Source organism: Bowdeniella nasicola (assembly GCF_900107735.1).
Lineage (GTDB): Bacteria > Actinomycetota > Actinomycetes > Actinomycetales > Actinomycetaceae > Bowdeniella > Bowdeniella massiliensis.
The window spans coordinates 23,299-45,706 of record NZ_FNQV01000013.1 but is presented as its reverse complement, the minus strand read 5'-3'; the positions used below and the strand labels follow the sequence as shown (position 1 = coordinate 45,706).

Annotated in this window: 21 protein-coding genes; 18 read left to right on the top strand and 3 right to left on the bottom strand. The window is 65.0% G+C overall.

Annotated features, from left to right (window positions below; genetic code table 11):
• Positions 1–75 precede the first annotated feature (75 nt).
• The 4 genes from BLU67_RS09955 (at position 76) to BLU67_RS09940 (ending at position 6,093) form a co-directional block, all read left to right on the top strand.
• Positions 76–1,491 (top strand): CCA tRNA nucleotidyltransferase, encoded by a 1,416-nt coding sequence (locus BLU67_RS09955; protein ID WP_261977096.1) that lies wholly within the window; start codon positions 76–78, stop codon positions 1,489–1,491.
• A complete protein-coding gene (locus BLU67_RS09950) occupies positions 1,492–2,781 on the top strand; it encodes an MFS transporter (protein WP_092565508.1) in 1,290 nt (429 codons plus the stop codon). It begins immediately after the preceding gene.
• A 95-nt stretch (positions 2,782–2,876) separates the two neighbouring features.
• Positions 2,877–5,159, top strand: a complete 2,283-nt coding sequence (locus BLU67_RS09945; RefSeq protein WP_092565506.1) for a transglycosylase domain-containing protein — start codon at positions 2,877–2,879, stop codon at positions 5,157–5,159.
• 16 nt (positions 5,160–5,175) lie between these two features.
• Positions 5,176–6,093, top strand: a complete 918-nt coding sequence (locus BLU67_RS09940) for a NaeI family type II restriction endonuclease (RefSeq protein ID WP_092565504.1) — start codon at positions 5,176–5,178, stop codon at positions 6,091–6,093.
• A 17-nt stretch (positions 6,094–6,110) separates the two neighbouring features.
• Here the strand turns inward: BLU67_RS09940 and BLU67_RS09935 are convergent, their stop codons facing one another.
• Both BLU67_RS09935 and BLU67_RS09930 read right to left on the bottom strand, forming a co-directional pair.
• Positions 6,111–7,166, bottom strand: a complete 1,056-nt coding sequence (locus tag BLU67_RS09935; RefSeq protein ID WP_261977094.1) for a DNA cytosine methyltransferase — start codon at positions 7,164–7,166, stop codon at positions 6,111–6,113.
• Positions 7,167–7,185: 19 nt separating this feature from the next.
• Positions 7,186–9,162, bottom strand: a complete 1,977-nt coding sequence (locus BLU67_RS09930) for a thioredoxin domain-containing protein (RefSeq protein ID WP_092565502.1) — start codon at positions 9,160–9,162, stop codon at positions 7,186–7,188.
• A 208-nt stretch (positions 9,163–9,370) separates the two neighbouring features.
• Here BLU67_RS09930 and rpsF point away from each other — a divergent pair, with 208 nt between their 5' ends.
• The 4 genes from rpsF to rplI are packed head-to-tail and all read left to right on the top strand — an operon-like array spanning position 9,371 to position 10,980.
• Positions 9,371–9,658, top strand: coding sequence for a 30S ribosomal protein S6 (gene rpsF / locus BLU67_RS09925; RefSeq protein ID WP_092565500.1), 288 nt, complete (start codon positions 9,371–9,373; stop codon positions 9,656–9,658).
• A 40-nt stretch (positions 9,659–9,698) separates the two neighbouring features.
• Complete coding sequence (locus BLU67_RS09920) at positions 9,699–10,223, top strand: single-stranded DNA-binding protein (protein WP_092565498.1); 525 nt, start codon at positions 9,699–9,701, stop codon at positions 10,221–10,223.
• A 47-nt stretch (positions 10,224–10,270) separates the two neighbouring features.
• A complete protein-coding gene (gene rpsR / locus BLU67_RS09915) occupies positions 10,271–10,507 on the top strand; it encodes a 30S ribosomal protein S18 (protein WP_092565496.1) in 237 nt (78 codons plus the stop codon).
• 23 nt (positions 10,508–10,530) lie between these two features.
• The gene (gene rplI / locus BLU67_RS09910; protein ID WP_092565494.1) at positions 10,531–10,980 is read left to right on the top strand and encodes a 50S ribosomal protein L9; all 450 of its coding nucleotides are present in this window, start codon (positions 10,531–10,533) and stop codon (positions 10,978–10,980) included.
• A 134-nt stretch (positions 10,981–11,114) separates the two neighbouring features.
• Here rplI and BLU67_RS09905 read toward each other — a convergent pair whose 3' ends face one another.
• Positions 11,115–12,635, bottom strand: a complete 1,521-nt coding sequence (locus tag BLU67_RS09905) for an ATP-binding protein (protein ID WP_092565492.1) — start codon at positions 12,633–12,635, stop codon at positions 11,115–11,117.
• 337 nt (positions 12,636–12,972) lie between these two features.
• On the opposite strand from BLU67_RS09905, the gene BLU67_RS09900 reads away from it, so the two are divergent.
• The 10 genes from BLU67_RS09900 to BLU67_RS09855 all read left to right on the top strand — a co-directional run bounded on the left by BLU67_RS09900 (position 12,973) and on the right by BLU67_RS09855 (position 22,407).
• Positions 12,973–13,884: an alpha/beta fold hydrolase gene (locus BLU67_RS09900; RefSeq protein ID WP_092565490.1), complete on the top strand. Its 912-nt coding sequence runs from the start codon at positions 12,973–12,975 to the stop codon at positions 13,882–13,884.
• Between the two features lie 5 nt (positions 13,885–13,889).
• On the top strand, positions 13,890–15,620 hold the full coding sequence (locus BLU67_RS09895; protein WP_092565488.1) for a bifunctional 3-(3-hydroxy-phenyl)propionate/3-hydroxycinnamic acid hydroxylase MhpA: 1,731 nt from the start codon (positions 13,890–13,892) through the stop codon (positions 15,618–15,620).
• Between the two features lie 10 nt (positions 15,621–15,630).
• Positions 15,631–16,581, top strand: a complete 951-nt coding sequence (locus BLU67_RS09890) for a 3-carboxyethylcatechol 2,3-dioxygenase (protein WP_092565486.1) — start codon at positions 15,631–15,633, stop codon at positions 16,579–16,581.
• The gene (locus BLU67_RS09885; RefSeq protein WP_222842466.1) at positions 16,582–17,424 is read left to right on the top strand and encodes a 2-keto-4-pentenoate hydratase; all 843 of its coding nucleotides are present in this window, start codon (positions 16,582–16,584) and stop codon (positions 17,422–17,424) included. It abuts the gene before it with no gap.
• Positions 17,425–17,426: 2 nt separating this feature from the next.
• Positions 17,427–18,356, top strand: a complete 930-nt coding sequence (locus tag BLU67_RS09880; protein WP_092565484.1) for an acetaldehyde dehydrogenase (acetylating) — start codon at positions 17,427–17,429, stop codon at positions 18,354–18,356.
• Position 18,357: 1 nt separating this feature from the next.
• The gene (gene dmpG, locus BLU67_RS09875) at positions 18,358–19,374 is read left to right on the top strand and encodes a 4-hydroxy-2-oxovalerate aldolase (protein WP_092565482.1); all 1,017 of its coding nucleotides are present in this window, start codon (positions 18,358–18,360) and stop codon (positions 19,372–19,374) included.
• Positions 19,375–19,388: 14 nt separating this feature from the next.
• Complete coding sequence (locus BLU67_RS09870) at positions 19,389–20,012, top strand: cysteine hydrolase family protein (RefSeq protein ID WP_092565480.1); 624 nt, start codon at positions 19,389–19,391, stop codon at positions 20,010–20,012.
• Positions 20,009–20,770, top strand: a complete 762-nt coding sequence (locus BLU67_RS09865; protein ID WP_092565478.1) for an SDR family NAD(P)-dependent oxidoreductase — start codon at positions 20,009–20,011, stop codon at positions 20,768–20,770. Before BLU67_RS09870 ends, BLU67_RS09865 begins: the two co-directional genes overlap by 4 nt.
• A 74-nt stretch (positions 20,771–20,844) precedes the next feature.
• Positions 20,845–21,486, top strand: coding sequence for a VOC family protein (locus tag BLU67_RS09860; protein WP_092565476.1), 642 nt, complete (start codon positions 20,845–20,847; stop codon positions 21,484–21,486).
• Between the two features lie 222 nt (positions 21,487–21,708).
• Entirely contained in the window at positions 21,709–22,407 is a 699-nt protein-coding gene (locus BLU67_RS09855) for an SDR family oxidoreductase (protein WP_092565474.1), read from the top strand.
• Position 22,408: the final 1 nt, after the last annotated feature.

The following is a 22,408-nucleotide window of genomic DNA, read 5'->3' as shown; positions in this document are numbered from 1 at the left end:
GTGAGAAATGCGCGCCCGACGTGAGAAAGTAAGGACGTGCCCACTTCCGAGAATTCCGCCCTGAGCGTCAGCCAGCTGCGCAAGATCGCCTCCTACCAGCTCGACCAGCTGCCCGCTGTCGTCATCGAGCTCGGTGAGGTGTTCGCGAACGCGGGTTTCGAACTCGCGCTCGTCGGCGGCCCGGTGCGCGACCTCTTCCTCGCCCGCCCGACCCACGATCTGGACTTCGCGACCTCGGCGCACCCGGACGATACCGAGCGCCTTCTTGCCGCCTGGGGCGATACCCACTGGGCGATCGGCAAGGAGTTTGGCACGATCGGCGCGAAAAAGGGCGAGACGATCGTCGAGGTGACGACGTACCGCACCGATGAATACGATCCGTCGAGCCGCAAACCGCTCGTGCAATACGGCGACACGCTCGAGGGCGACCTCACGCGCCGCGATTTCACCGTTAACGCCATGGCTGTGCGCCTGCCCTCGCGCGAGTTCGTCGACCCGTGCGGCGGCCTGCCCGACCTCGCCGCGATGGTGTTGCGCACCCCCATCGAGCCCGAACGCTCCTTCGACGACGATCCGCTGCGCATCATGCGTGCCGCGCGGTTTGCCGCGCAACTCGGCTTCGACGTCGAGCCGCACACGATGGCGGCGATGGAGAAGCTCGCGCCGCGCCTGGCGATCGTCTCCCCGGAGCGCATCCAGGCCGAGCTCACGCGCCTCATGACCGCGACGTGGCCGCGCCGCGGCCTGGAGCTCATGGTCTACACGGGCGTCGCGGACCTCGTGCTGCCCGAGCTCGCCAACCTGCGCCAAACCCAGGACGAACACAACCGCCACAAGGACGTCTACGAGCACACGCTGACCGTCCTCGATCAGGCGATCGCGCTCGAAACCGGCCCCGATGGCCCGGTGCCCGGGCCCGATTTCGTGCTGCGCTTTGCCGCGCTCATGCACGACGTCGGCAAGCCCGCAACGCGGCGGTTTGAGCCCGGCGGCCAGGTCAGCTTCCACCACCACGAGGTCGTCGGCGCGAAGATGACGCGCAAGCGGATGCGCGAGCTGCGCTTCGATAAGCAGACGACGAAGGACGTCTCGCGCCTCGTCGAGCTGCATCTGCGCTTCCACGGCTATGGCGATCAGGCCTGGACGGATTCGGCCGTGCGGCGCTACGTCACCGACGCGGGACCGCTGCTCGAGCGTCTGCACCGACTCACCCGCGCCGATTGCACGACGCGTAACCGTCGCAAGGCCAACCGCCTCGCGGCCGCCTATGACGATCTCGAGCGCCGCATCGACGAGCTCGCCGAGGCCGAGGAGCTCGCCAAGATCCGCCCCGACCTCACCGGCAATGACATCATGGCGATCCTCGGGATCCCGCCCGGCCCCGAGGTGGGCGCCGCCTACAAGTTCTTGCTCGAGCACCGCATGGAGCACGGGCCGATGAGCCGCGAGGACGCCGAGAAAACGCTGCGGGCCTGGTGGGAGGCGCGCTAGGTGCGCCTCATCGCCGACCTCAAGACCCTCACGGGCTACGCGGGTTTCCGCAAACTGCTGGCGATCCGCCTGGTGAGCCAGACGGGCGACGGGCTCGTGCAGGCGGGCCTGGCCTCCCTGTTCTTCTTCTCGCCCGAGCGCCTGACGACCGCCGGGGACGTCGCCATTGCGTTTGCGGTGCTGCTGCTGCCCTTCACCGTCGTCGGCCCGTTCGCCGGGCCGCTGCTTGATCGCTGGCGCCGCCGCCAGGTGCTGCTCTACGGCAATGCCGTGCGAGCCGTCCTCGCGGTCATCATTGGCCTGTGCCTCGTCCAGCTCGGCATCGGGCCCGCGGTCTACGCGCTCGCGCTGCTCATCCTCGGCGTCAATCGCTTCCTGCTGTCCGCGCTGTCGGCCGGGCTGCCGCTCGTCGTGCCGCGCCACCTGCTCCTCATGGCGAACTCGATTACGCCGACCCTCGGCGCCGGCGCCGCGGTGCTCGGGGCCGTCATCGGTTTCGGCCTCGGGATCGTCCTGCCGACGGGTTCGGTGCGCGATTTCGGACTGCTCGCCGCCGCCGGCCTCGTCTTCGCGGCCGCCGCCGCCCTCGCGCTGCGCCTGGCCCCTGGCGAACTCGGCCCCGACGGTTCGGGTGAGCGTCGCCGCTCGGTATTCGCCGTCCTTAGCGAGCTCGCGGCCGCGGCCCGCTACCTGACCGCCCGCCGCACCCCCGGCGCGGCGCTCGCGGTGATGGCGACCCACCGGTTTTTCTACGGCGTGAACTTCCTCGTCCTCATCCTCGCTTCGCGCAACCTCCTCGTAGATCCGACGAACGCCGCGGCCGGGCTCGCGCTGTTCGCCACCCTGTCGGGCATCTCCTTCGCCGGCTCGGGCCTCGCGATCATCGCGACGCCCATCGCCCACGAGCGGCTCTCCCCGCAGCAGTGGATCCTCACGTGTTTGGGGATTGGCGCCCTCTCCCAGCTCGTGGCCGCTACCGCCCCCGCGGTGCCCGTCATCGCGAGCGCCGCCTTCCTCCTCGGGCTATCCGTCCAGGGCGCGAAAATCGCCGTCGACACGATCGTCCAGCGCGATACCGCCGACGCCTACCGCGGCCGCGCCTTCGCGCTGTATGACGTGATGTTCAACGCCGCGTTCGTGGGAGCCGCCGGGCTCGCGGCCGCCATCCTGCCCGATACCGGGTGGTCGCGCGGCGTCTTCCTCGTGCTCGCCGCCGCCTTCGCGCTGCTCGCCGCGGCCTACCGCCTGAGCCCCGCCGAGCCCGCCGACGTCGCCCCCACTCGCGTGTGATCCGCCACGTTCGGGGGTGAGTTAGCTCGCTCGGCTCTGTTATCCGTGTGGCTGGTGGGGCCATACTGGAGGGTACTGATCTGGAAGGACTGGGTGTGAACGAGCATCAGGGCAAACCCGTGACGCGCCGAAGCCTGCGCGAATCACGCAACGCGGCTCCGCCGAAGCCGCCAAAGGGCCGTACCCGCACGCTCAGTGCGACCAAACCCAACGGCAAGCGCCGGCGCTACCCGCGCCCGAACAAGGGTCCGATCCTGCGCTGGCTGCCGGGCTGGAAACTGGTCCTCGGCCTCTTCGCGTTCCTCATCGCCTCCGGCGCGGGCCTATTCGCGCTCGCCTACTCGATGATCGACGTGCCGCAGCCGGGCGACTTCGCCCAGGCCCAGACGACGACGGTCTACTACGCCGATGGCGAGACCCAGCTCGGAACGTTCTCCGAATACGATCGCAAATCGGTCGCGCTATCCTCCCTGCCCGAGCACGTCGGCCACGCCGTCGTCGCCTCCGAGGACCGGCGCTTCTACACCAACCCCGGCATCGACCTGCGCGGTATTGCGCGCGCCACGTGGAACAACCTGCGCGGCAACCCGCTGCAGGGCGCCTCCACCCTCACCCAGCAGTACGTCGAGCGCTATTACGTCGGCGATACCAAGGACGTCGTCGGCAAGGCGAAGGAAGCGATCCTCGCGCTGAAGATCGACCAGCAGCAGTCCAAGGAAGAAATCCTCGAAAACTACCTGAACACCATCTACTTTGGGCGCGGCGCCTACGGTATCGAGGTCGCCGCCGAGCACTATTTCGGCAAGAGCGCCAAGGACCTGTCGATCGCGGAGTCCGCGCTCCTGGCCGGCCTCATTCCGGCGCCCTCGAAGTGGGATCCGGCCGTCATGCCTGAGCGCGCCGAACAGCGCTGGAACCGAGTCCTAGACATCATGGTCGCCGACGGCTGGATCACCCAGCAGGAGCGTGATCAGCAGACCTTCCCCGAGACGATCGACTACAAGCCGGTCAACGCCCTGAAGGGCCCGAACGGCTACCTGCTCGACATGGTGAAAAACGAGGTCGTCAACAAAGCGGAGATCTCCGAGGACGAGCTGAACACGCGCGGCCTGAGCATCGTCTCCACGATCCAAAAGCCCCGCCAGGACGCCGCCGTCGAGGCCGTCAACGCGCTGCCGGAAGACCGGCCCGAAAACAACCGCGTGGGACTGGCCTCCATGGATCCGCGCACCGGCGCGCTCGTCGCCGTCTACGGTGGTCCGGATTTCGTCAGCCAGCCGCGCAACGCCGTCACGCAGGACCGGGCCCAGGCCGGTTCGACCTTCAAGGTCTGGACGCTCATCGGCGCGCTGGAGGAGGGGTACTCGCTCTACGACACCTTCCAGTCCTACAACAACATGGAGATCGAGGGCTTCGATAAGCCCGTACGCAACTACGACCGGTTCAACCGCGGGCGCATCAATCTCGTGAAGTCGACCGAGGACTCGGTCAACACCCCCTACGCCCAGCTGAACGTCGAAATCGGCCCCCAGCTGACGCTGGACACCGCCGTGAAGGCCGGCATCCCGAAGGACACGCCGGGCCTGGCTCCCGTGCCTTCCAACGTGCTCGGCCCGGCCTCGCTGCGCCCGTTCGATCAGGTCCGCGCCTATGGCACGATCGCCGCGCAGGGTGTGAAGCACGAGCCGTTCATCGTCTCCGAGATCACGGACGGGCGCGACAACGCCATCTACAAGGCGGGCACCGACGGCGAGCAGGTCTTCGACGCCGATGTCATGGCCGATGCGACCTACGCAATGCAGCAGGTGACCCGCACGGGCACCGCGCACTACGTCGGCTCGCACCTTGGCCGCCCCGCCGCGGGCAAGACGGGCTCATCGAATGACTACAAGTCGGCGTGGTTTGCGGGCTTCACGCCTCAGCTCGTGACCGTGGTCGACATGTACCAGGTCGGTCCGGACGGGCAGGAAGAAGAGCTCACCGGCTTCGGCGGAATCCGCACGGTCGCCGGCGGCACCTATCCGACCCAGATCTGGACGAACTATATGAAGGCCGCGCTCGAGGGCGAAGAGGTCATCCCGTTCCCGGAGCCGACGGCGAAGAAGGCCACGAAGCATCCGATGCCGGTGCCGACGCGCACGCAGGCACCGACGCAAGCTCCGAGCGAAGAGCCGACGGAAGAGCCGACCGAGGAACCCACCGAGGAACCCACGGAAGAGCCGACCGAGGAGCCGACGGAGCAACCCACCGAGCAGCCGACGGAGACGCCGAACCCCACCGAGACCCCGACGAAGCCGGGCAACAATAAGCCGGGCAGGCCGGGTCAGCCGGATAAACCCGCGCCACCGGGCCGCGGCAACGGCGGCGGAAACAACTAACAGGAGGGGAGTGTCTGTGTGCTCCGAGTCTGTCAGCAATCAACCAGATCACGAGATCGAAGCAGTTGCAGCTGAAATTCTGAGGTTGGACCCGTCAGGTGAGCGTATTGCCAAGGTTTTTCGGCGGACGTTCGACCAGGCCTATGACGGTCTCAATACAGGTCGATATAAGCTCGGTCAGCTATACAAGACCGAAAAAACCCATTTCGGCACCCAGTTTGAGATCAACCTGCAACGTGAGCTGGACTTCGAGGACGGGGTCGTTCTCGACTACTGTATCGCCGGTATTGAGGTGGATTGTAAGTACTCGCACACGGGACAATGGATGCTCCCAATTGAATCGTTCAATCATCTCGTGTTGGTAGCGCAAGCCGACGACTTGAGATCGTACTGGAGACTCGGAGTGGTCCGTGTTAGCGAGGAGAATCGTCGGACAAGTGAGAATAGAGATCGAAAGACCGGCCTGAATAAGCTCGGTAGATCGCGAATCAGGTGGTTGTTTTTCGACGCGAATTTACCGCCCAACGCGTTGCTTCAGCTCCCCGAGTCAGAAGTCGAGCGAGTGATGGCTCTTAGAAGCGGGCAGCGTCGGATCAACGAGCTCTTGCGAACGGCGCAGAACCAGAGGATTAGCAGAAACATCATCGCGACAGTTGCTCAGCAGAGCGATTACATGAAGCGAGTACGAGGCAATGGGGGCGCTCGGAGCGCATTACGAAACGAAGGTATCGTGATTCTTGGGGGCGACTACAAAGCTCAGCAGAGAATCGCTCGCGAACTGGGTGCTGAGGTTCCCGAGCGCGGCGAGGTCGTAGCGGTACGCGTCGTCCCTTCTATGCCTGGAGTAGGTGTAGAAATCTCAGAGACTTGGTGGCGGCTTGCCCTGCCGGGTGAGGACACACCCGCGTCGGCGCCGATTATTCCCTACGCATAATGATGAGTCGCAGAGTTCTAGCCGATTGCGCGGAGTTCTTCACCGCTACTGGTCTCGCGTGTCACTCCAGCTCCTAACGCCGTCTTGATTGATTCGCCGATCGCGGCTGCGACCGGCGGGGGGAAGGCGTTCCCGATCTGACGGTAGATGGAAGTTTTACGCCCTGCGAATGTCCAGTCCGGAGAGAATCCTTGAACTCTCGCTACCATCGGATTGGTGAGACGCGGAATGTGCGCTTCTGGCATTTCAGGACCGGGAGCTTCGTTTGCGATGCCCTTTCCGTCCACGCCGAGTCGCAGCCAAGCCTCTTTCGCTCTAGTGGGTCCGAGATCCGCGCCACCATGTTTCTTTGATCCGCCAACTACCGTCGGAGCAATACTGTTCGCTCGCTTGGCCCAGGACGAAGCTCCCAGCCAGCCACGTTCTCCCATCATTACTTCGAGAGTCTGACCAACCGAGGGAGGTGTTCCGATTGGGCGGGGCCATTCGAAGTTTCGGAAGTGTGGTCGTTTGAGTGCGACGAGAATGAAGCGAGGACGGAGCTGAGGAACGCCATACTCGCTTGAATAAAGCAGTTGCCAATCCGTGTCATATCCGCAGTGATCAAGTTCCCGAAGGATCGATTCGCGATAGGTAGAGAATCGGGCTGAAGCGAGCCCTCGAACGTTTTCTAGCATCACAGCAGTCGGACGGGCTTCCCTTACGAGCCGGAGAGCTTCGGGAAACAAATCGCGTTCGTCGTCGGAACCGAGCTGCTTTCCGGCGATACTGAACGGTGGGCACGGCACGCCACCGGCAATCAGATCGATTCCACGGAACTGGCGTCCATCTATGGAGCGAACGTCGGCTTCGAGGACATTCCAATCGGGGCGATTTCCACGAAGTGTCTCAGCGGCATCATGATCGATTTCAACCGCCAGCTCGTGACGGAAGCCTGCGAGCTCTAAACCCGAAGACTGTCCTCCGGCTCCCGCACAAATCTCCAGGACATGCATGTCGCTCGACCTCTTCATTCCTTCATTGTTCCACTTCGGGTAACTGGTACAGCTTCCCAGGTCCATGAAGCGTCTCACGAACCTGTGACACGCTCCATCAAGGATGTTGTTCGATGGCTTCTCTTAAGCTATCGCCTGTCGTGATGGGCGCCGAGCAGACCTGGCCGCGGCACACGTAGGCCGCCGCCCGGCCCGCGACGGGCCCGCGCCCCTGGAGCAGGGGAGCGGCGTCGCGCTCACCCACGATGATCAACGCGCCCGGAGAGGCGAGCTCGCGGGCGCTCCGGGCGAGGGCCGCAGCGCCGTCGCCGGCGGCGATCCCCACCTGTAGCGGGCCGGAGGCAAGGTCTTCAGCAATGCAGAGCGCCCAGCCCGCGAAGCGTGGCGCCTCGCGCATCACTCCCGCGAGCAAGCGCAGACTCTCGCGGCCCGCCACCACATGCTCCGGCGAGCCCGCGGCCGTGCCGTAGCGAATGAGGGCGCCCGCGAGCGTCGAGGAGCCCGATGGCTCCGCATTATCGCTCTCGCCGCGCGGCCGGACGTACAGCTCGGTGTCGGCGGCGACGTCATAGATGAGCCCATCGGCGTCCCGGAAGCGTTGGCTTGCCGCATCCAGGAGCTGGTGGGCGCGTTCCAGCCAGCGCGGCTCGGCGGTCGCGAGATGCAGCGCCACGAAGCCCTCCGCTACATCGCCGTAGTCCTCGGCGACGCCGGGCGCCTGGCCCACAGCGCCGTCCCGCGAGGTGCGGCGCAGTTCGCCGTCGACGAGATGTGTCTCCCACAGCGCGTCGGCGCAGGTGATGGCCGCTTCCAGCCACGACGGTTCGTCAAGCGCCATCGCCGCATCGGCCAGGGCCGCGATCGCGAGGCCGTTCCAGGCAGCGATCACGGCGTCGTGGCGATCAGGCTGCGGGCGCCGACTGCGCGCCGCAAGGAGGCGCTCGCGGACGGGAAGCCACCAGTCCCAGTCGATATCGCCGAGCAGCTGCAGCGTCGAGGTACCGTGCTCGAATGTCCCCGCTTCGGTGACGCCGAGGGCCCGCGCGGCACGCGCGCCGTCGGCCTCACCGAGGACGTCGACGAGTTCGCGAGGCGTCCACACGTAGGTGGCGCCCTCCTCGCCATCGGTATCGGCGTCGAAGGAGGATGCGAACATGCCCTCGCGCGTGTGCAGATCTCGCAGCAGAAACCCCGCAGTGCCACGGGCGGCGTGCAGTGCGAGGGCGCGCAGCGGCTCATCGGCGCGGATCGCCACGTGCGCAAAATGCCGCAGCAGCAGGGCATTGTCGTAGAGCATCTTCTCGAAGTGTGGGACTACCCAGGCGCGGTCGACCGCGTAGCGCGCAAAGCCACCGGCGAGCTGATCGCACATGCCGGAGCGGGCAATGGCATCGGCGGTGTGGGCGACCATGACAAGCGACGATTCGTCGCCCGTGCGGATCGCGTGCCGCAGCAAAAAGTCGAGCGCCATCGTCGGCGGGAACTTCGGCGCAGACCCAAAGCCGGCGAACTCGGCGTCGTAGCTGCGCGCGAGCATGCTCGCCGCCTCGGCTAAGTCGCCATCGGAGATCGCCTCGTGTGAACCGCCGGCTTGGGCGTCGCGCAGAATCGAGGCGACATGTGCGCCGCTCGCCCGGGCCTCATCGCGCTGGTCCTGCCACACCCGCACCATTTGGGTCAGCAACTGCATGAACTGCGGTTTCGTTAGGTAGGTGCCGCACCACAGCGGGGTGCCGTCGGGGGCAAGGAGGCAGGACATCGGCCAGCCGCCGGATCCCGTCATCGCTTGGGTTGCCGCCATGTATGCCGCATCAACGTCGGGCCGCTCCTCCCGATCCACCTTGATAGGGACGAAGTTTTCATTCAGGAGCGCCGCGACTTCGGCATCCTCGAATGACTCGTGCGCCATGATGTGGCACCAGTGGCACGCCGCATAGCCGACCGACAGCAGGATCGGAATGTCGTGCTCGCGAGCATGCGCGAGGGTCTCATCGGTCCACTCCTGCCAGGCGACGGGATTGTCGGCGTGCTGGCGAAGGTAGGGGGAGGCGGCAGAACCAAGAACGTTCTTCATCTTCCAACCGTAGGCGACGCGGCAAGCGGGAGGCCGGCGTTCGTCACAGCTGCCGATAACGTCTAGATACGCGCGGAGGCCTGCACTATAGTGGGAGATTGTGCTGTCGGCACCGGCAGAAATCTGCTGCCCGTCGATACTCACACGCATCACCCTCCTGTCACGGAGAGACCGTGACCGACTAGACCACAGGAGGTGGGGTTAACGAATGCGTAACTATGAACTCATGATCATCCTCGATCCCGAGGTGGATGAGCGTTCCGTAGGGACCACGCTGGACAAGTTCCTCGAGGTCATCACCAAGTCCGGTGGCACCGTGGACGTCGATATCTGGGGCAAGCGTCGTCTTGCTTATGACATCAACAAGCGTTCCGAGGGCATCTACGCGGTCGTCAACATGACCACGACGCCTGAAAGCGCCAAGGAGCTCGATCGCGTGCTCGGTCTTTCCGAAGCCGTCATGCGCACCAAGCTCATCCGTCCGGACGCGCACTAAGCGCATCCGAGCCAGTCGTCACTGAGAACAGGAAGCAATCATGGCAGGCGAAACCCTTATCACCATCGTTGGCAATCTCATCGCCGATCCCGAACTCCGGTTCACCAATTCTGGTGCACCCGTCGCGAATTTCACCGTGGCGTCGACCCCGCGGAACTTTGACCGCGAGACCCGCGAATGGAAGGACGGCGAAACGCTGTTCATGCGCTGTTCGGTCTGGCGCGACTACGCCGAAAACGTCGCTGAGTCCCTCACCAAGGGCATGCGCGTGATGGTTCAGGGCCGCCTCGTGCAGCGCAACTGGGAAACTCCCCAGGGCGAAAAGCGCTCCACCGTGGAACTGCAGGTCGACGAAGTCGGCCCCGTGCTGCGCTTTGCGACCGCTAAGGTCCAGCGCTCCCAGCGCGGCGGATCCAGCTATGGCGGCGGCCAGGGTGGCGGCCAGTCCTACTACCAGGGTGGCCAGCAGTCCTCCGGCGCGGACTACAACGCACCGGCCGGTGGCTCTCAGAACGACCCGTGGGGAACCGGCGGCTCGAGCTTCGATAACGAGCCCCCGTTCTAACCCGAACACCGAACGCTTTTTCACACTTTTATTTCGAGGAGACAACCATGGCGAAGCCTCAACTTCGCAAGCCGAAGAAGAAGATCAGCCCACTGAAGACCGTCAAGGTCGGAAACGTGGACTACAAGGACACCGCTCTGCTGCGTAAGTTCATCTCGGACCGCGGCAAGATCCGCGCCCGCCGCGTGACCGGCGTGTCCGTCCAGGAACAGCGCGCCATCGCGAAGGCCGTCAAGAACGCCCGCGAAATGGCCCTGCTGCCCTACACCAGCTCGAACCGCTAACAGCTAAGGGAGGAGAGAACTAGATGAAGCTCATTCTTACCCACGAGGTCTCCAACCTTGGCACTGCCGGCGACGTCGTCGAGGTCAAGGACGGCTACGGCCGTAACTTCCTGCTGCCGCGCGGCCTGGCCACTCCGTGGACCAAGGGCGCCCAGAAGCAGATCGACCAGATGAAGGCCGCCCGCAAGGCCCGCGAGATCGCCTCCGTTGAGGACGCCCGCGCCCTGCGCGACGCCCTGCAGGCCAACTCCGTCACCATCGAAGAGCGCGCCGGCGAGTCCGGTCGCCTCTTCGGCGCTGTCTCCACCAAGGAGATCGCGGACGCGGTTGAGTCCCAGCTCGACAAGAATATCGATCGCCGCACCATCGAGATCGGTAACCCGATCAAGTCGGTTGGCGAGTACAAGGTTTCCGTGAAGGTGCACCCCGAGGTCCAGGCCACCCTGGATGTCGTGGTCAAGGCCGCCAAGTAAGGCCCACCCACCAAACCACGTCACGGCCGGTCCAAGGAGCAATCTTTGGACCGGCCGTTTCGCATACCAGCGTTGGCGGGGATCCCTACTTTCGGCCTAACCTAACCGAACCTAACCGGGAGGTAGGTTGATGGTTAGGTAGATTTAGAGATTCTCTCCCCTTTAGAACTGCCCTGGGGAACAAGGCGGTATCGGCGCCGCGGGCTATACGTCGCGTCAGTCGCTTCGATCTTTCCCTCCGCAATCAAGTCATTCAGGTGACGAACTATAGTTGTTCTGCTCAAGCCAGAGGCGTCTATAAGGTCGGAAGACGACAGTGACTTCCCCTGCGAAAGAGCATGCATGATGGCACCTCTCGTGCTGCGAATGCCCTTGCTCTCCTGCTCCGCAGGAGTAAGACGTCGTCTAAACATCGTGATTTTGAAATGGGTGGGAGAGTCCGTGGGAATCGGATCTTGCATAAGCGCTTTGCGTAGAGCTTCCGCGATAATCGCGTATCCAGTCCCACGATTCTCTGCCACCGCGCCTCCATCTACCGATTGCACGTCTTCCAGGAGCCTTGAAAGGCTGGCGTTCCGGGACGATGAAGTTCCTGCCCGGCCGAGTGAATCAACTGTTATATTTCCGAAGAGTCCACCGGGATTAATGATCTCCATGCGATCCACATACATGTCGACTTGAACTGGAGTGCCTCTAGACATAGGAGAATAGTCGCGATGCATGAGCGCGTTGGTGATGGCTTCTCGTACAGCTTCAAGTGGATAGTCTGGTAGGTCTTTTCGGAAGGCGCCCTCGATCAATCCGCCGGTGCGCATGTTTCGGCTAACCGCTGCGACTGTATCCTCGACCATTTCCGGAATTGAGCCGTCAATGGAACGAGAATCAAGCAGCCTAGCTCCTCCGGAAAGCACGTCCGCCTTGGTAGTGCCGGGATAGACCGCAAACGCTACATTCAGTCGGGGGAAAAATTCCTGTGGGTAATCGCCGAGAGCGAGAAGACCCGCAAGGGTGGGGTGGTCAGTCTCGCCAGTATCCCTGCCGATTACGTGGAGCCTGCGTAGCGCTACTTCGCGTCCGCCCTTGACTGCACGAGGCTTAGTTGTTTGTAGGCGCGCTAAGAGGTTGGCGACTGCGCGCCCGTCTAGGTCGGATAGGTCCGCATCGATGACGGTTTCGCGATCGAAAAGAGGTTGGGAGCGATTCTCGCTCATGCGGTCGATCTCATAGGGAGTGAGTAAGCGGTTTCCGTCGTGTGACCTTATATAGCTACCACCGTACTTTCCTTGGCTTGTGACGAAACACGGGCGCTCCGCGGGCGGAAGTGCCACCACCTTGGCGACGACAACAGCTCCCTCCTCAAAGGGAATTATCGATATCGGAAACCGAAGGGCTGGAGAGAGATCATTGGCCGCAATCCCCGTTAGAGCATCTGCCCCAGCCTTAGCATCAAATCCCTGAACTGGGATAAAGCCTTCTTGCTCGTTCAACCCGAGGATAAGTGTTCCGCCGTTGCCATTGGCGAAAGCGGACATCGTTGCGCGAAGATCTTTTGGTATTCCTCTGGCCGCAGTCTTCACCTCGACCGATTCTGTATCAGTTCCGATTTTGCGCAGAGCTTGGATCAGCTTCCGCACATCCGCTTCGGCGTCCGTCATCCCTAGCCTCTTTCGAAGAACCTCACACGTGCCCTACATCGTACCTAACCAGGAGGAAAGTAGGTGGTTAAGTTGTGAAAGGGGTGTCGGGTCAGTGGTTTTGTCTTGTATTCGTGCGGGGCTTACTTGTGTAAAGGGTTCCTTGTAGCTACTTCCAGACACCTAACCTAACCGAACCTAACCAGGAGAAAGGTAGATGGTTAGGTTGGTGTAAGGTTTACCACCAGGCGGCACAAAACTGCTCATGTTTCACGCGATGGAACAGTTCCCCGACGCTGGGGCACGCGCGCTCGTACAGTCAAAGTAAGGCACGCAATATCCGAGCAAAGGAGCAGTAATGTCTCAGCAGGTTATCGAATCCGACGGCAGCATCAACGGCCGGCCGTACACCTCTGTGTGGGACGATCTCGCGGAAGTCGAGTTCTCTCAGGGCTACCTGCAGGCGGGGCCCTATAAGACCCGCTACCTGCACGCCGGCTCGGATGACAAGCCGCTGCTGCTCCTGCTGCACGGCGTCACCGGCCATGCCGAAGCCTACGCCCGTAACCTGGCGGCGCACGCCGAGCACTTCAACGTTTACGCGATCGACTTCATCGGCCACGGCTACTCGGCCAAGCCCGAGCATCCGCTGGAGATCAAGCACTACGTCGACCAGGTCCTCGCCGTCATCGAGGCCCTCGGTTACGACAAGGCCTACCTGTCCGGCGAGTCCCTCGGCGGCTGGACCGCGGCCCGCCTCGCCCAGCTGCATCCCGACAAGGTCGAGCGCGTCGTCCTCAACACGATGGGTGGCACGATGGCCAACCCCAAGGTCATGGAGCGCCTGTACACGCTGTCGATGGAGGCGGCGAAGGACCCGTCCTGGGAGCGTGTGAAGGCCCGCCTGGAATGGCTCATGGCCGACCCGACCATGGTTACCCCCGACCTCATCCGTACCCGCCAGCGCATCTTCCAGCAGCCCGACTGGCCCATGGCGTGCGAGATGAACATGGCGCTGCAGGACCTGGAGACCCGCAAGCGCAACATGCTCTCCGACGATGACCTGCGCGAGATCCAGGCGCCCGCGATGGTGCTGTGGACGACGAAGGACCCCTCGGGCCCCGTTGATGAGGGCGCACGCATCGCGGACCTCATCCCGAACGGCCACCTGCAGGTGATGGAAAACTGCGGACACTGGCCGCAGTACGAAGACACCGAGACCTTCAACAAGCTCCACCTGGACTTCCTGCTCGGCAAGGCGGAGGCGTAAGGACCATGGCTGAGGAGAGCAATCGCGAGGAGGTTGATGTCCTCATCGTCGGCGCCGGGCCCGTCGGCCTGACCCTGGCGAACCTGCTCGGTGGCTACGGCGTCTCGGTGCTGCTCGCCGAGGCGCGCAGCGACCTCATCGACTACCCGCGCGGCGTCGGACTGGATGACGAGTCCTACCGCACGATCCAGGCGATGGGGCTCATCGAGCCCGTGCGGCCGCACACCAACCCGAACCACATCGTCAAGATCGTCAACGGCAAAGGCCGCGTCCTGACCGCGAACAATCCCACGAGCGAACCCTTCGGCTTCGCGCGCAAGCACGGCTTCATCCAGCCGCTCGTGGACCGCGCCTTCTTCGAGGGTCTGGATCGCTATGAGCACGTGACCGTTGCCTTCGAGCACATGCTCATCGGCTTGGAGGAATCGGACGACCTCGTCACGGCGACGCTCGAAGTCGGCCCGCGTGACATGGACGGTACGACCGGCCCGCTGCCGGGCACGAGCCCGACCACGCGCCAGGTGTGCGCGAAGTTCGTCGTCGGCTGCGAGGGCGGCCGCTCCTTTACCCGCAAGTGGCTGGGCGCGACCTTCGTCGGGGAATCGCCCTCGACCCGCTGGCTCGTCGTCGATGTGGAAAACGATCCCGTCGGCACGCCCGGCGTCTACCTCGGGGCCGATCCGAAGCGGCCGTACGTTTCGATCGGGCTGCCGCACGCGGTGCGCCGCTGGGAGTTCATGCTGCACGAGGATGAGCCCTCCGATGCGAGCGAGGACGACGCCTTCGTGCACGGCCTGCTCACCCCGCACGTGCCGGATCCGACGAGCCTGCAGGTCATTCGGCGCCGCGTCTTTACCCACCACGGCCGCGTCGCGGACACCTTCCGCTCTGGCCGCGTCATCATCGCGGGTGACGCCGCCCACCTCATGCCCGTGTGGATGGGGCAGGGCTTCAACTCGGGGCTGCGCGATGCGACGAACCTCGCGTGGAAGATCGCGACGCTCACCCGCGGCCAGGCGGGCCTCGACCTGCTCGATACCTACGACGCGGAGCGGCGCGAACACGCCAAGGCCATGGTCGACCTATCGATGACCATGGGAAATTTCATCAAGCAGCAGGACAAGCGCGTGGCGCTCGTGCGCGATTCGGTCTCGACTGCGCTCGGCGCCGTGCCGCAGATCAAGTCCTACTTCTCCGAGATGCGCTTTAAGCCAATGCCGCGCTACACCCGCGGCGTGCTCGTCGATCCCAATACGCTCGCACCCGGCCGCGCGGCCGCGAAGATCACGCGCGACCTCATCCCCGTTGCGACGGCCGAGAACTGCGATTCGCCCGTCGGCGTGCAGTTCATTCAGCCGCGCGTGAGCGTCGCGGGCCATGACGGCCCGATCCTACTCGACGATGCGCTCGGTCCGTGGTGGGCGATCGCCGCGTGGGGCAATGACCCTCGCCGCCACCTCGCGCCCGAACTGCTCGACAAGGCACGCGAGCTCGGCATGAGATTTGCGTGCATCGTTCCCGAAACCCAGCGCCCCTGGGCCGAAGCGGCCTACGAGGCCGCCGATGACTTCGTCGTCATCGGCGATCACACCGGCGCGCTCAAGAGATGGTACGACGACCGTCCCGTCTCCCTTGTGTTCATCCGTCCCGACCGGTTCGTGGCCGCGGCGGTGCTCGCGCAGGAGGCCTCTCCTGCGTTCCGGTCGCTGCTCGCCGCACTCTCGTCCACGATCTAAGGAGCCCATCATGCCCGTCGCCCTGCTCACGATGTCCCACTCGCCGCTGCTCGAACACGCCAACCCGCCCGAAGAGGTCGCCGAGGCCGTCCAAGGCGCATTCGCCGAGGCGCGCGAGTTCGTCACCCAGTTCGATCCCGACCTCATCATCAACTTCGGCCCGGACCACTACAACGGTTTCTTCTACGACCTCATGCCGCCGTTTTGCGTCGGCTTTGCGGCCGTCGGCACCGGCGACTACAACTCCTTCGACGGCGAGCTCAACGTCCCCACGGAGATCGCCCAGGATCTCGCGCAGTACATCATCGACCAGGACCTGGACACCGCGATCTCGCGTCGCATGGAGGTCGACCACGGCGCCGTCCAGCCGATCGAAATCATGTTCGGCGAGCGAGTCGCGGAGCTGTCGGTCATTCCCGTCTTCGTGAACGGACTTGCCAAGCCCTTCATGCGGATGGCGCGCGTGCGCAAGCTCGGCGACGCCGTCGGCGCCTTTGTGAAGGAGCACCTGGCCGACAAGAAGGTGCTGTTCATCGGCTCCGGTGGCCTGTCCCACGAGCCGCCGGTTCCGCAGTGGGCGACCGCGACCGAGGAACAGCGCAAGTTCCTGCTCGAGGGCCGCCACCCCACCCCCGAGGCACGCGCCGCCCGAGAGGCCAACACGATCGCCGTCGCGAAGGCCTTCGCCGCCGGTGAGGCCGATATCCGCGACCTCAACCCCGAGTGGGACGCCGCCTTCATGGACATTTGCCGCTCCGGCGAGCTCGAGCGCTTCGACGCCTTCACCGCCGAGGACATGGCCGAAGAGGCCGGGCGTTCCTCGCACGAAACCCGCACCTGGGTCGCGGCATTCTCCGCGCTGCGCGCGGCCGCCGGCACCTACGACGTCACCTACGAGTTCTACCGGCCGATCCGCGAATACATTGCGGGCTTCGGCGTCATGACGGCCAAGGAGGCCTAAGTGGACGGCAAGGACATCACCGACGGGGACGATACCCCGACGTCTCGCACGGCCCAGCTGGCCGAGGCCTCGCGCGACCTGCTCGAGGCCTACGCGACGGGCGTGCCGATCGCCCCGCTGCGCGAGACGATCGAGGGCCTGAGCCTGGATGAGGCCTACGAGATCCAGCTGCTGCAAGAAGAGCAGGCGCTCGCGGAGGGGCGAAAGGTCGTCGGTCGCAAGATCGGGCTGACCTCGCTCGCCATGCAGCGCCAACTCGGCGTCGACTCGCCCGACTTCGGCTTCTTCACCGACGACGTCGTCTTCTACGACGACGCCGAAATCCCCGTCGAGCATTTCATCTCGCCGAAGGTCGAACCCGAGTTTGGCTTCTACCTCGGCGCGGACCTCACGGGCGAGGTGAGCCTGGATGAGGCGATCGAGGCGATCGCCTCGGTGCACGCCGCGATCGAGATTATCGATTCTCGCATCCGCGACTGGGACATCCGCCTCGTCGACACCGTCGCCGATAACGCCTCGCTCGGCGCCGTCGCCGTCTCGCGCGAACCGCTCGACCTCGACATCGCCGATCTCGCGAGCACCCGCTGCGCGCTGCTGATCGACGATGAGGAGGTCGGGGCCGGCACTGGCGCCGACGTCATGGGGCACCCCGCGGCCCCGCTCGCGTGGCTCGCGACGACGCTCAGTAAGCGCGGCGTGCACCTGAAGAAGGGCGACCTCGTGATCCCCGGGTCCTTCTGTGCGGCACACGCGGTTGAAGCGGGATCGCGCGCCACCGCAGACTTTGGTCAGGCCGGCGCGCTCACCATCACCTTCGGCGCGGGCCCCACAGTTAAGGAGTAGGCATGAGCCAGAAAAAGTACACGGCGGCGATCGTCGGACCGGGCAACATCGGGACCGACCTCATGTTCAAGCTCATGCGCCGCTCCGAGTGGATCGAACCCGTCTACATGGTGGGCGTCAAGGACTCCGAGGGCCTGCGCCGCGCCGCGAAGCTCGGCCTGGAGACGAGCGCCGAGGGCGTGGACTGGCTGCTGGAGCAGTCCGACCTGCCCGACTTCGTCTTTGAAGCCACGAGCGCCAAGGCGCACCTGGCAAACGCGCAGCTCTACCGCGAGGTCGGGATGCGCGCGATCGATCTGACGCCCGCCGCGATCGGCCCCTACGTCTGCCCGCCGGTGAATCTGGAGTCGATGCCCGACGTCATGAACGTCAACATGATTACGTGCGGTGGCCAGGCCACGACGCCGATCGTCGCCGCCGTCTCCGACGTCGTCCCCGTCGAATACGCCGAGATCGTTGCCTCGATCGCGTCCAAGTCGGCCGGGCCCGGCACCCGCGCCAACATCGATGAATTCACCGAGACGACGGCCGCCGCGCTGCGCGTGGTCTCGCGCGCCAAGCAGTCCAAGGCGATCATCATCCTGAACCCCGTCGAGCCGCCGATGCTCATGCGCAACACGGTCTACTGCTCGCTGCCCGCCGAGGCCGCCGCCCCCGGCGCCCTGCAGGATCAGGTCAACGAGTCGATCGCGCGCATGGTCGAGCGCGTCCAGGAATACGTGCCGGGCTACCACCTGACGGCGGACCCGCAGTTCGATGAGGCCCGCGAGGATTGGCGTGGCTGGGGCCGCGTCACCGTCCTCATCGAGGTCAAGGGCGCCGCGAACTTCCTGCCGGAATACGCCGGCAACCTCGACATCATCACCGCCGCCGCCGCGCGCACCGGTGATCTGATGGCCGAGCGGATGAGCTCCGCTCAGAAGGGAGCCTGACATGGCCCAGTACAAGGTTCGCCTGACGGACACCACCCTGCGCGATGGCTCGCACGCGATGCGCCACCGCTTCACCGAGGACCAGGTCCGCAAGGTCGTGCGGGCCCTCGATGACGCGAACATGCCCGTCATCGAGGTCACCCACGGGGACGGCCTCGCCGGCTCCTCCTTCAACTACGGGTTTTCCGCCGTCGACGAGATGGTCCTCATCCAGGCCGCGGCCGAGGAGTCCAAGAACGCGAAGATCGCCGTCCTCATGCTCCCGGGCCTCGGCACGATCACCGAGATGAAGGAAGCGCACCTGCGCGGCGCGAAGGTCGTGCGCATCGCCACGCACTGCACCGAGGCGGACGTCTCGATCGAGCATTTCCACGCCGCGCGCGAGCTCGGCTTGGAGACGGTCGGCTTCCTCATGCTCTCGCACCGCATCTCCCCGAGCGAGCTCGCCGCCCAGGCGCGCATCATGGCCGACGCGGGCTGCCAGTGCGTCTACGTCGTCGACTCCGCCGGTCACATGATCATGGAGGACGCCTACGACCGCGTGGACGCCCTCGTCCAGGAACTCGCGGGCGACGCCGAAGTGGGCTTCCACGGCCACCAGAACCTGTCCTTTGGCGTGACGAACTCCGTGTACGCCGTGCGGGCGGGCGCCACGCAGATCGACGGCACCCTGCGCGGCCTCGGCGCCGGCGCGGGCAACTCCCCGACGGAGGTGCTCGCCGCGGCCTTCGAACGTCTCGACATCGAAACTGGCGTGGACGTCAACGCCCTCATGTTCGCCTCCGAAGAGGTGCTGCGCCCGATGATCACGCGCATGCCGGTCATGGACCGCGCCTCGATCATGCAGGGCAAGGTGGGCGTGTACAACTCCTTCCTGCTGCACGCCGAGCGTGCCGCCGAACGCTACGGGCTCGCCGCCCACGACATCCTGGAGGAAGTCGGGCGCCGCGGCTACGTCGGTGGGCAGGAAGACATGATCATCGATGTCGCGGTTTGGCTGCAGGGCCAGTCCCGCTAGCCGATGATGGTGTCATGACGAGAGACCCGAACGAACGCCTCACCCTCGTCGGCCCCGGGCTCGCGCTCGTGATCGTGCACATGCAGCACGATATCGTCGACGCCGACCGTCCCTTCGGCGCGCTCTTTGCGCCCGAAATCGAGGCGAAGAACGTTGTCGCCGCCTGCGCCCGCGCCGCCGATGCGGTGCGGGCCGCCGGCGGCCTCGTGATCTTCGCGCGCATCGCCTTTGACCCAAGCGGGGATGACCTGCACGCCAACATCCCGCTGCTCGCCATGGCCAAGGACGCCGGCTGCCTCATCAACGGCACCCCCGGCGCCGAGATCATCGAGCAGTTGGACGTCACGGACGATGACGTCGTCCTCACGCACACCCGCCCGGGCCCATTCACCGGCACCGAGCTGGAAAAGACCCTGCAGGACCAGGCCATCCGCGACGTCGCCGTCGCCGGTGTCGCGACGAACGCCTCCGTCGAGGCCACGATCCGCCAGGCCGGCGATCTCGGCTTCTCGCCGTTCGTGCTATCCGACGCCTGCGCTGCGGCCGATAACGCCCAGCACGAGGCCTCGCTTGCCACCATGGGCGGCCTGTTCGCCTCGGTCATCACCGTCGAGCAGATGGCGGAGGCCCTGCCATGAGCGTCGCCGTCATCACCGGAGCCGCCTCCCAGCACGGGATCGGCTTCGCCATCGCCAAGCGCCTGGCCGCCCGCGGCCTCGACCTCGTCCTCATCGACTTATCCGAGGACGTCACCGCGCGCGCCGACGAGCTCGCCGGCCAGGGTATCCGCGCCCTCGGCCTCACCTGCGACCTAACCGATGAGGAAATGGTGACGAGCGCCGTCTCCGCCGCGACGGAGTTCGCCGTTGCGGGCGGCGGCCACGTCGAGGTCCTCGTCAACAACGCGGGGATCGCCTCGCCCACCCGGATCGCGGACATCACCCACGACGAGTGGCACACCCTGATGGACGTCAACCTCACCGGGATGTTCCTGCTGACGCAGGCCTTCGGCGTCGCAATGCGCGAGCGCGGCGGCGGCGCGATCATCAACATGTCCTCGATCTCCGCCCAGCAGGGCGGCGGCAACTTCGCGGGCGCCCACTACGCCGCGAGCAAGGCGGCCGTCCTCGGCTTCACCAAGGCCGCCGCCCGCGAACTCGCGCCCGGGGGAGTCGCGGTCAATGCCGTCGCGCCCGGCCTCATCGACACCGACATCACCTCGGCCGTGCTGCGCGAAGCCGAGGAGTCCGGCGAGACGAAGTTCGTCGCCGGCATCCCTGCCGGGCGGCCCGGCACGCCGGATGACGTCGCGAGCGCCGTCGAGTTTTTGGCGCTCGACGCCGGATTTGTCGTCGGCCAGGTCATCTCCGTCAACGGCGGCGCTTACCTGCCGTAGCGCTTGGTCAGGACAGGACAAATCGAACCCCGTAGGGTTGAACCAGTTCTGACATCGAAGGGGAAGCCTCGAACATGAGCCGCGTCGATCACCTCGTTATCTCCGTTCCCGACATCGATACCGCAGCCCAGGAGTGGGACGAGGTGGGCCTGCCCTCCTCACCCGGCGGTACCCATCCAGGTGGCACCGTCAACGTCCTCATCCGCGGCTCACAGCACGCCTACGTCGAACTCATTGCCGCCCCCGAAGGTGCCGACAACATCTGGTCGGAACGCGTGCGCAATACGCTCGGCCCGCTGTCGTGGGCAATTTGCGTGCCCGATATCGAAGCCGCCTGCCAAGCCGCGACGGAAGCGGGCTTCGAGCCCGGTGACATCCGCGACGGCGCCCGAACCACGGAGTCCGGCGAGGAGTTGTCCTGGCGCATGGTGGACCTCGGCGAGCAGCCGTTCGACGCGAAGCTGCCCTTCTTGATCGAGTGGATCAAACCGATGAGCGACGGTCCCGCCCACGGGCCCGTCCTGATCGGCATGTGCGTCGAGGTCGAGCATCCCTCCGAGTTGGAAAAACTCTTAGACGCCCTCGACTTTGACGACAAGGACGTGACCGTCGCGCTCGCCGAGGGTGACCGCGGGCTCGTCTCAGCCACGTTTAGGACTCAAGAGCCAGTCGCCGAAGTTGCCGAGCTCAACGGGCTGACAGTCAACCTGCACTGAGGCCGCCGACGTCGAGGATGTGCGCGGATCCCGTGTGGGGCGACACGAAAATTTTCGAGTAGATCTTCTAGTAGACATGAGGTACGCATGGTGACTCCGGCGTGGGAAGTGAAGTCTGGTGTTATCTCGAGGCTAACGAGCAGCATTCGTCGATAAAACCGCCTGCGGTTGGATTACGGTTCAACCTCGCGACTGACAGTAGGGCCCGCATAGGCTGGGGGTATGACGAACTCTCGCCCCACTGCACTGATCACCGGAGCTTCGCGCGGGATTGGCCGCGCCATCGCCATCGAACTGTCGACGACGCACGACCTCATTGTCGGAGCCTCGAGCGACGACTCCCTCGTCGACCTCATCGCCGAGATCCCCGGATCCCGCTCCTTTGTCGCCGACCTGACGAGCCCCAAGGATATTGCCCGGGCCGTTTCCGAGCTTCGCCTCGAGCGACTCGACGTGCTCGTTCATTCGGCCGGCGTCGTGGGCGGTGAACACGTCGCGGAGACGCCCTGGTCCGAATACGATCGGGTGTTTTCGATCAACGTCTATGCCGTTGCCGAGTTGACCCGGCTCCTCCTGCCAGCGCTGCGCGAAGCAGGCGGTCAGGTGATCGCGATCAATTCCGGGTCCGGATTCCGCTCTGGGCCGGGAAGCGCCGTCTACTCGGGATCGAAGTTCGCACTGCGAGCGCTGACCGATGCGCTGCGGGAAGAAGAGCGCGGAAAGGTTCGCGTCAGCTCCATCCATCCCGGTCGCGTCGATACTGACATGCAGGTCGAGCTGCAAGAAGCAGCGGGGAATACGAACTATGACGGATCGATCTACCTCAGGCCCGAGTCTGTCGCAGCCGCTGTTCGGCTCGCCGTGGATGCGACGGACGAGGCGACGATCGAAGAGCTGTCCATTCGGCCGGTGAAGCAGTAGC

What these genes read in the sequence shown, in the direction of transcription:
- BLU67_RS09890 (WP_092565486.1), top strand. Translation starts at nt 15,631, where the DNA reads ATGCCCGTCGCCCTGCTCACGATGTCCCACTCGCCGCTGCTCGAACAC.
- dmpG (WP_092565482.1), top strand. Translation starts at nt 18,358, where the DNA reads ATGGCCCAGTACAAGGTTCGCCTGACGGACACCACCCTGCGCGATGGC.
- BLU67_RS09870 (WP_092565480.1), top strand. Translation starts at nt 19,389, where the DNA reads ATGACGAGAGACCCGAACGAACGCCTCACCCTCGTCGGCCCCGGGCTC.
- BLU67_RS09860 (WP_092565476.1), top strand. Translation starts at nt 20,845, where the DNA reads ATGAGCCGCGTCGATCACCTCGTTATCTCCGTTCCCGACATCGATACC.
- BLU67_RS09865 (WP_092565478.1), top strand. Translation starts at nt 20,009, where the DNA reads ATGAGCGTCGCCGTCATCACCGGAGCCGCCTCCCAGCACGGGATCGGC.
- BLU67_RS09930 (WP_092565502.1), bottom strand. Translation starts at nt 9,162, where the DNA reads ATGAAGAACGTTCTTGGTTCTGCCGCCTCCCCCTACCTTCGCCAGCAC.
- rpsF (WP_092565500.1), top strand. Translation starts at nt 9,371, where the DNA reads ATGCGTAACTATGAACTCATGATCATCCTCGATCCCGAGGTGGATGAG.
- BLU67_RS09895 (WP_092565488.1), top strand. Translation starts at nt 13,890, where the DNA reads ATGGCTGAGGAGAGCAATCGCGAGGAGGTTGATGTCCTCATCGTCGGC.
- BLU67_RS09920 (WP_092565498.1), top strand. Translation starts at nt 9,699, where the DNA reads ATGGCAGGCGAAACCCTTATCACCATCGTTGGCAATCTCATCGCCGAT.
- BLU67_RS09905 (WP_092565492.1), bottom strand. Translation starts at nt 12,635, where the DNA reads ATGACGGACGCCGAAGCGGATGTGCGGAAGCTGATCCAAGCTCTGCGC.
- rpsR (WP_092565496.1), top strand. Translation starts at nt 10,271, where the DNA reads ATGGCGAAGCCTCAACTTCGCAAGCCGAAGAAGAAGATCAGCCCACTG.
- rplI (WP_092565494.1), top strand. Translation starts at nt 10,531, where the DNA reads ATGAAGCTCATTCTTACCCACGAGGTCTCCAACCTTGGCACTGCCGGC.
- BLU67_RS09880 (WP_092565484.1), top strand. Translation starts at nt 17,427, where the DNA reads ATGAGCCAGAAAAAGTACACGGCGGCGATCGTCGGACCGGGCAACATC.
- BLU67_RS09855 (WP_092565474.1), top strand. Translation starts at nt 21,709, where the DNA reads ATGACGAACTCTCGCCCCACTGCACTGATCACCGGAGCTTCGCGCGGG.
- BLU67_RS09900 (WP_092565490.1), top strand. Translation starts at nt 12,973, where the DNA reads ATGTCTCAGCAGGTTATCGAATCCGACGGCAGCATCAACGGCCGGCCG.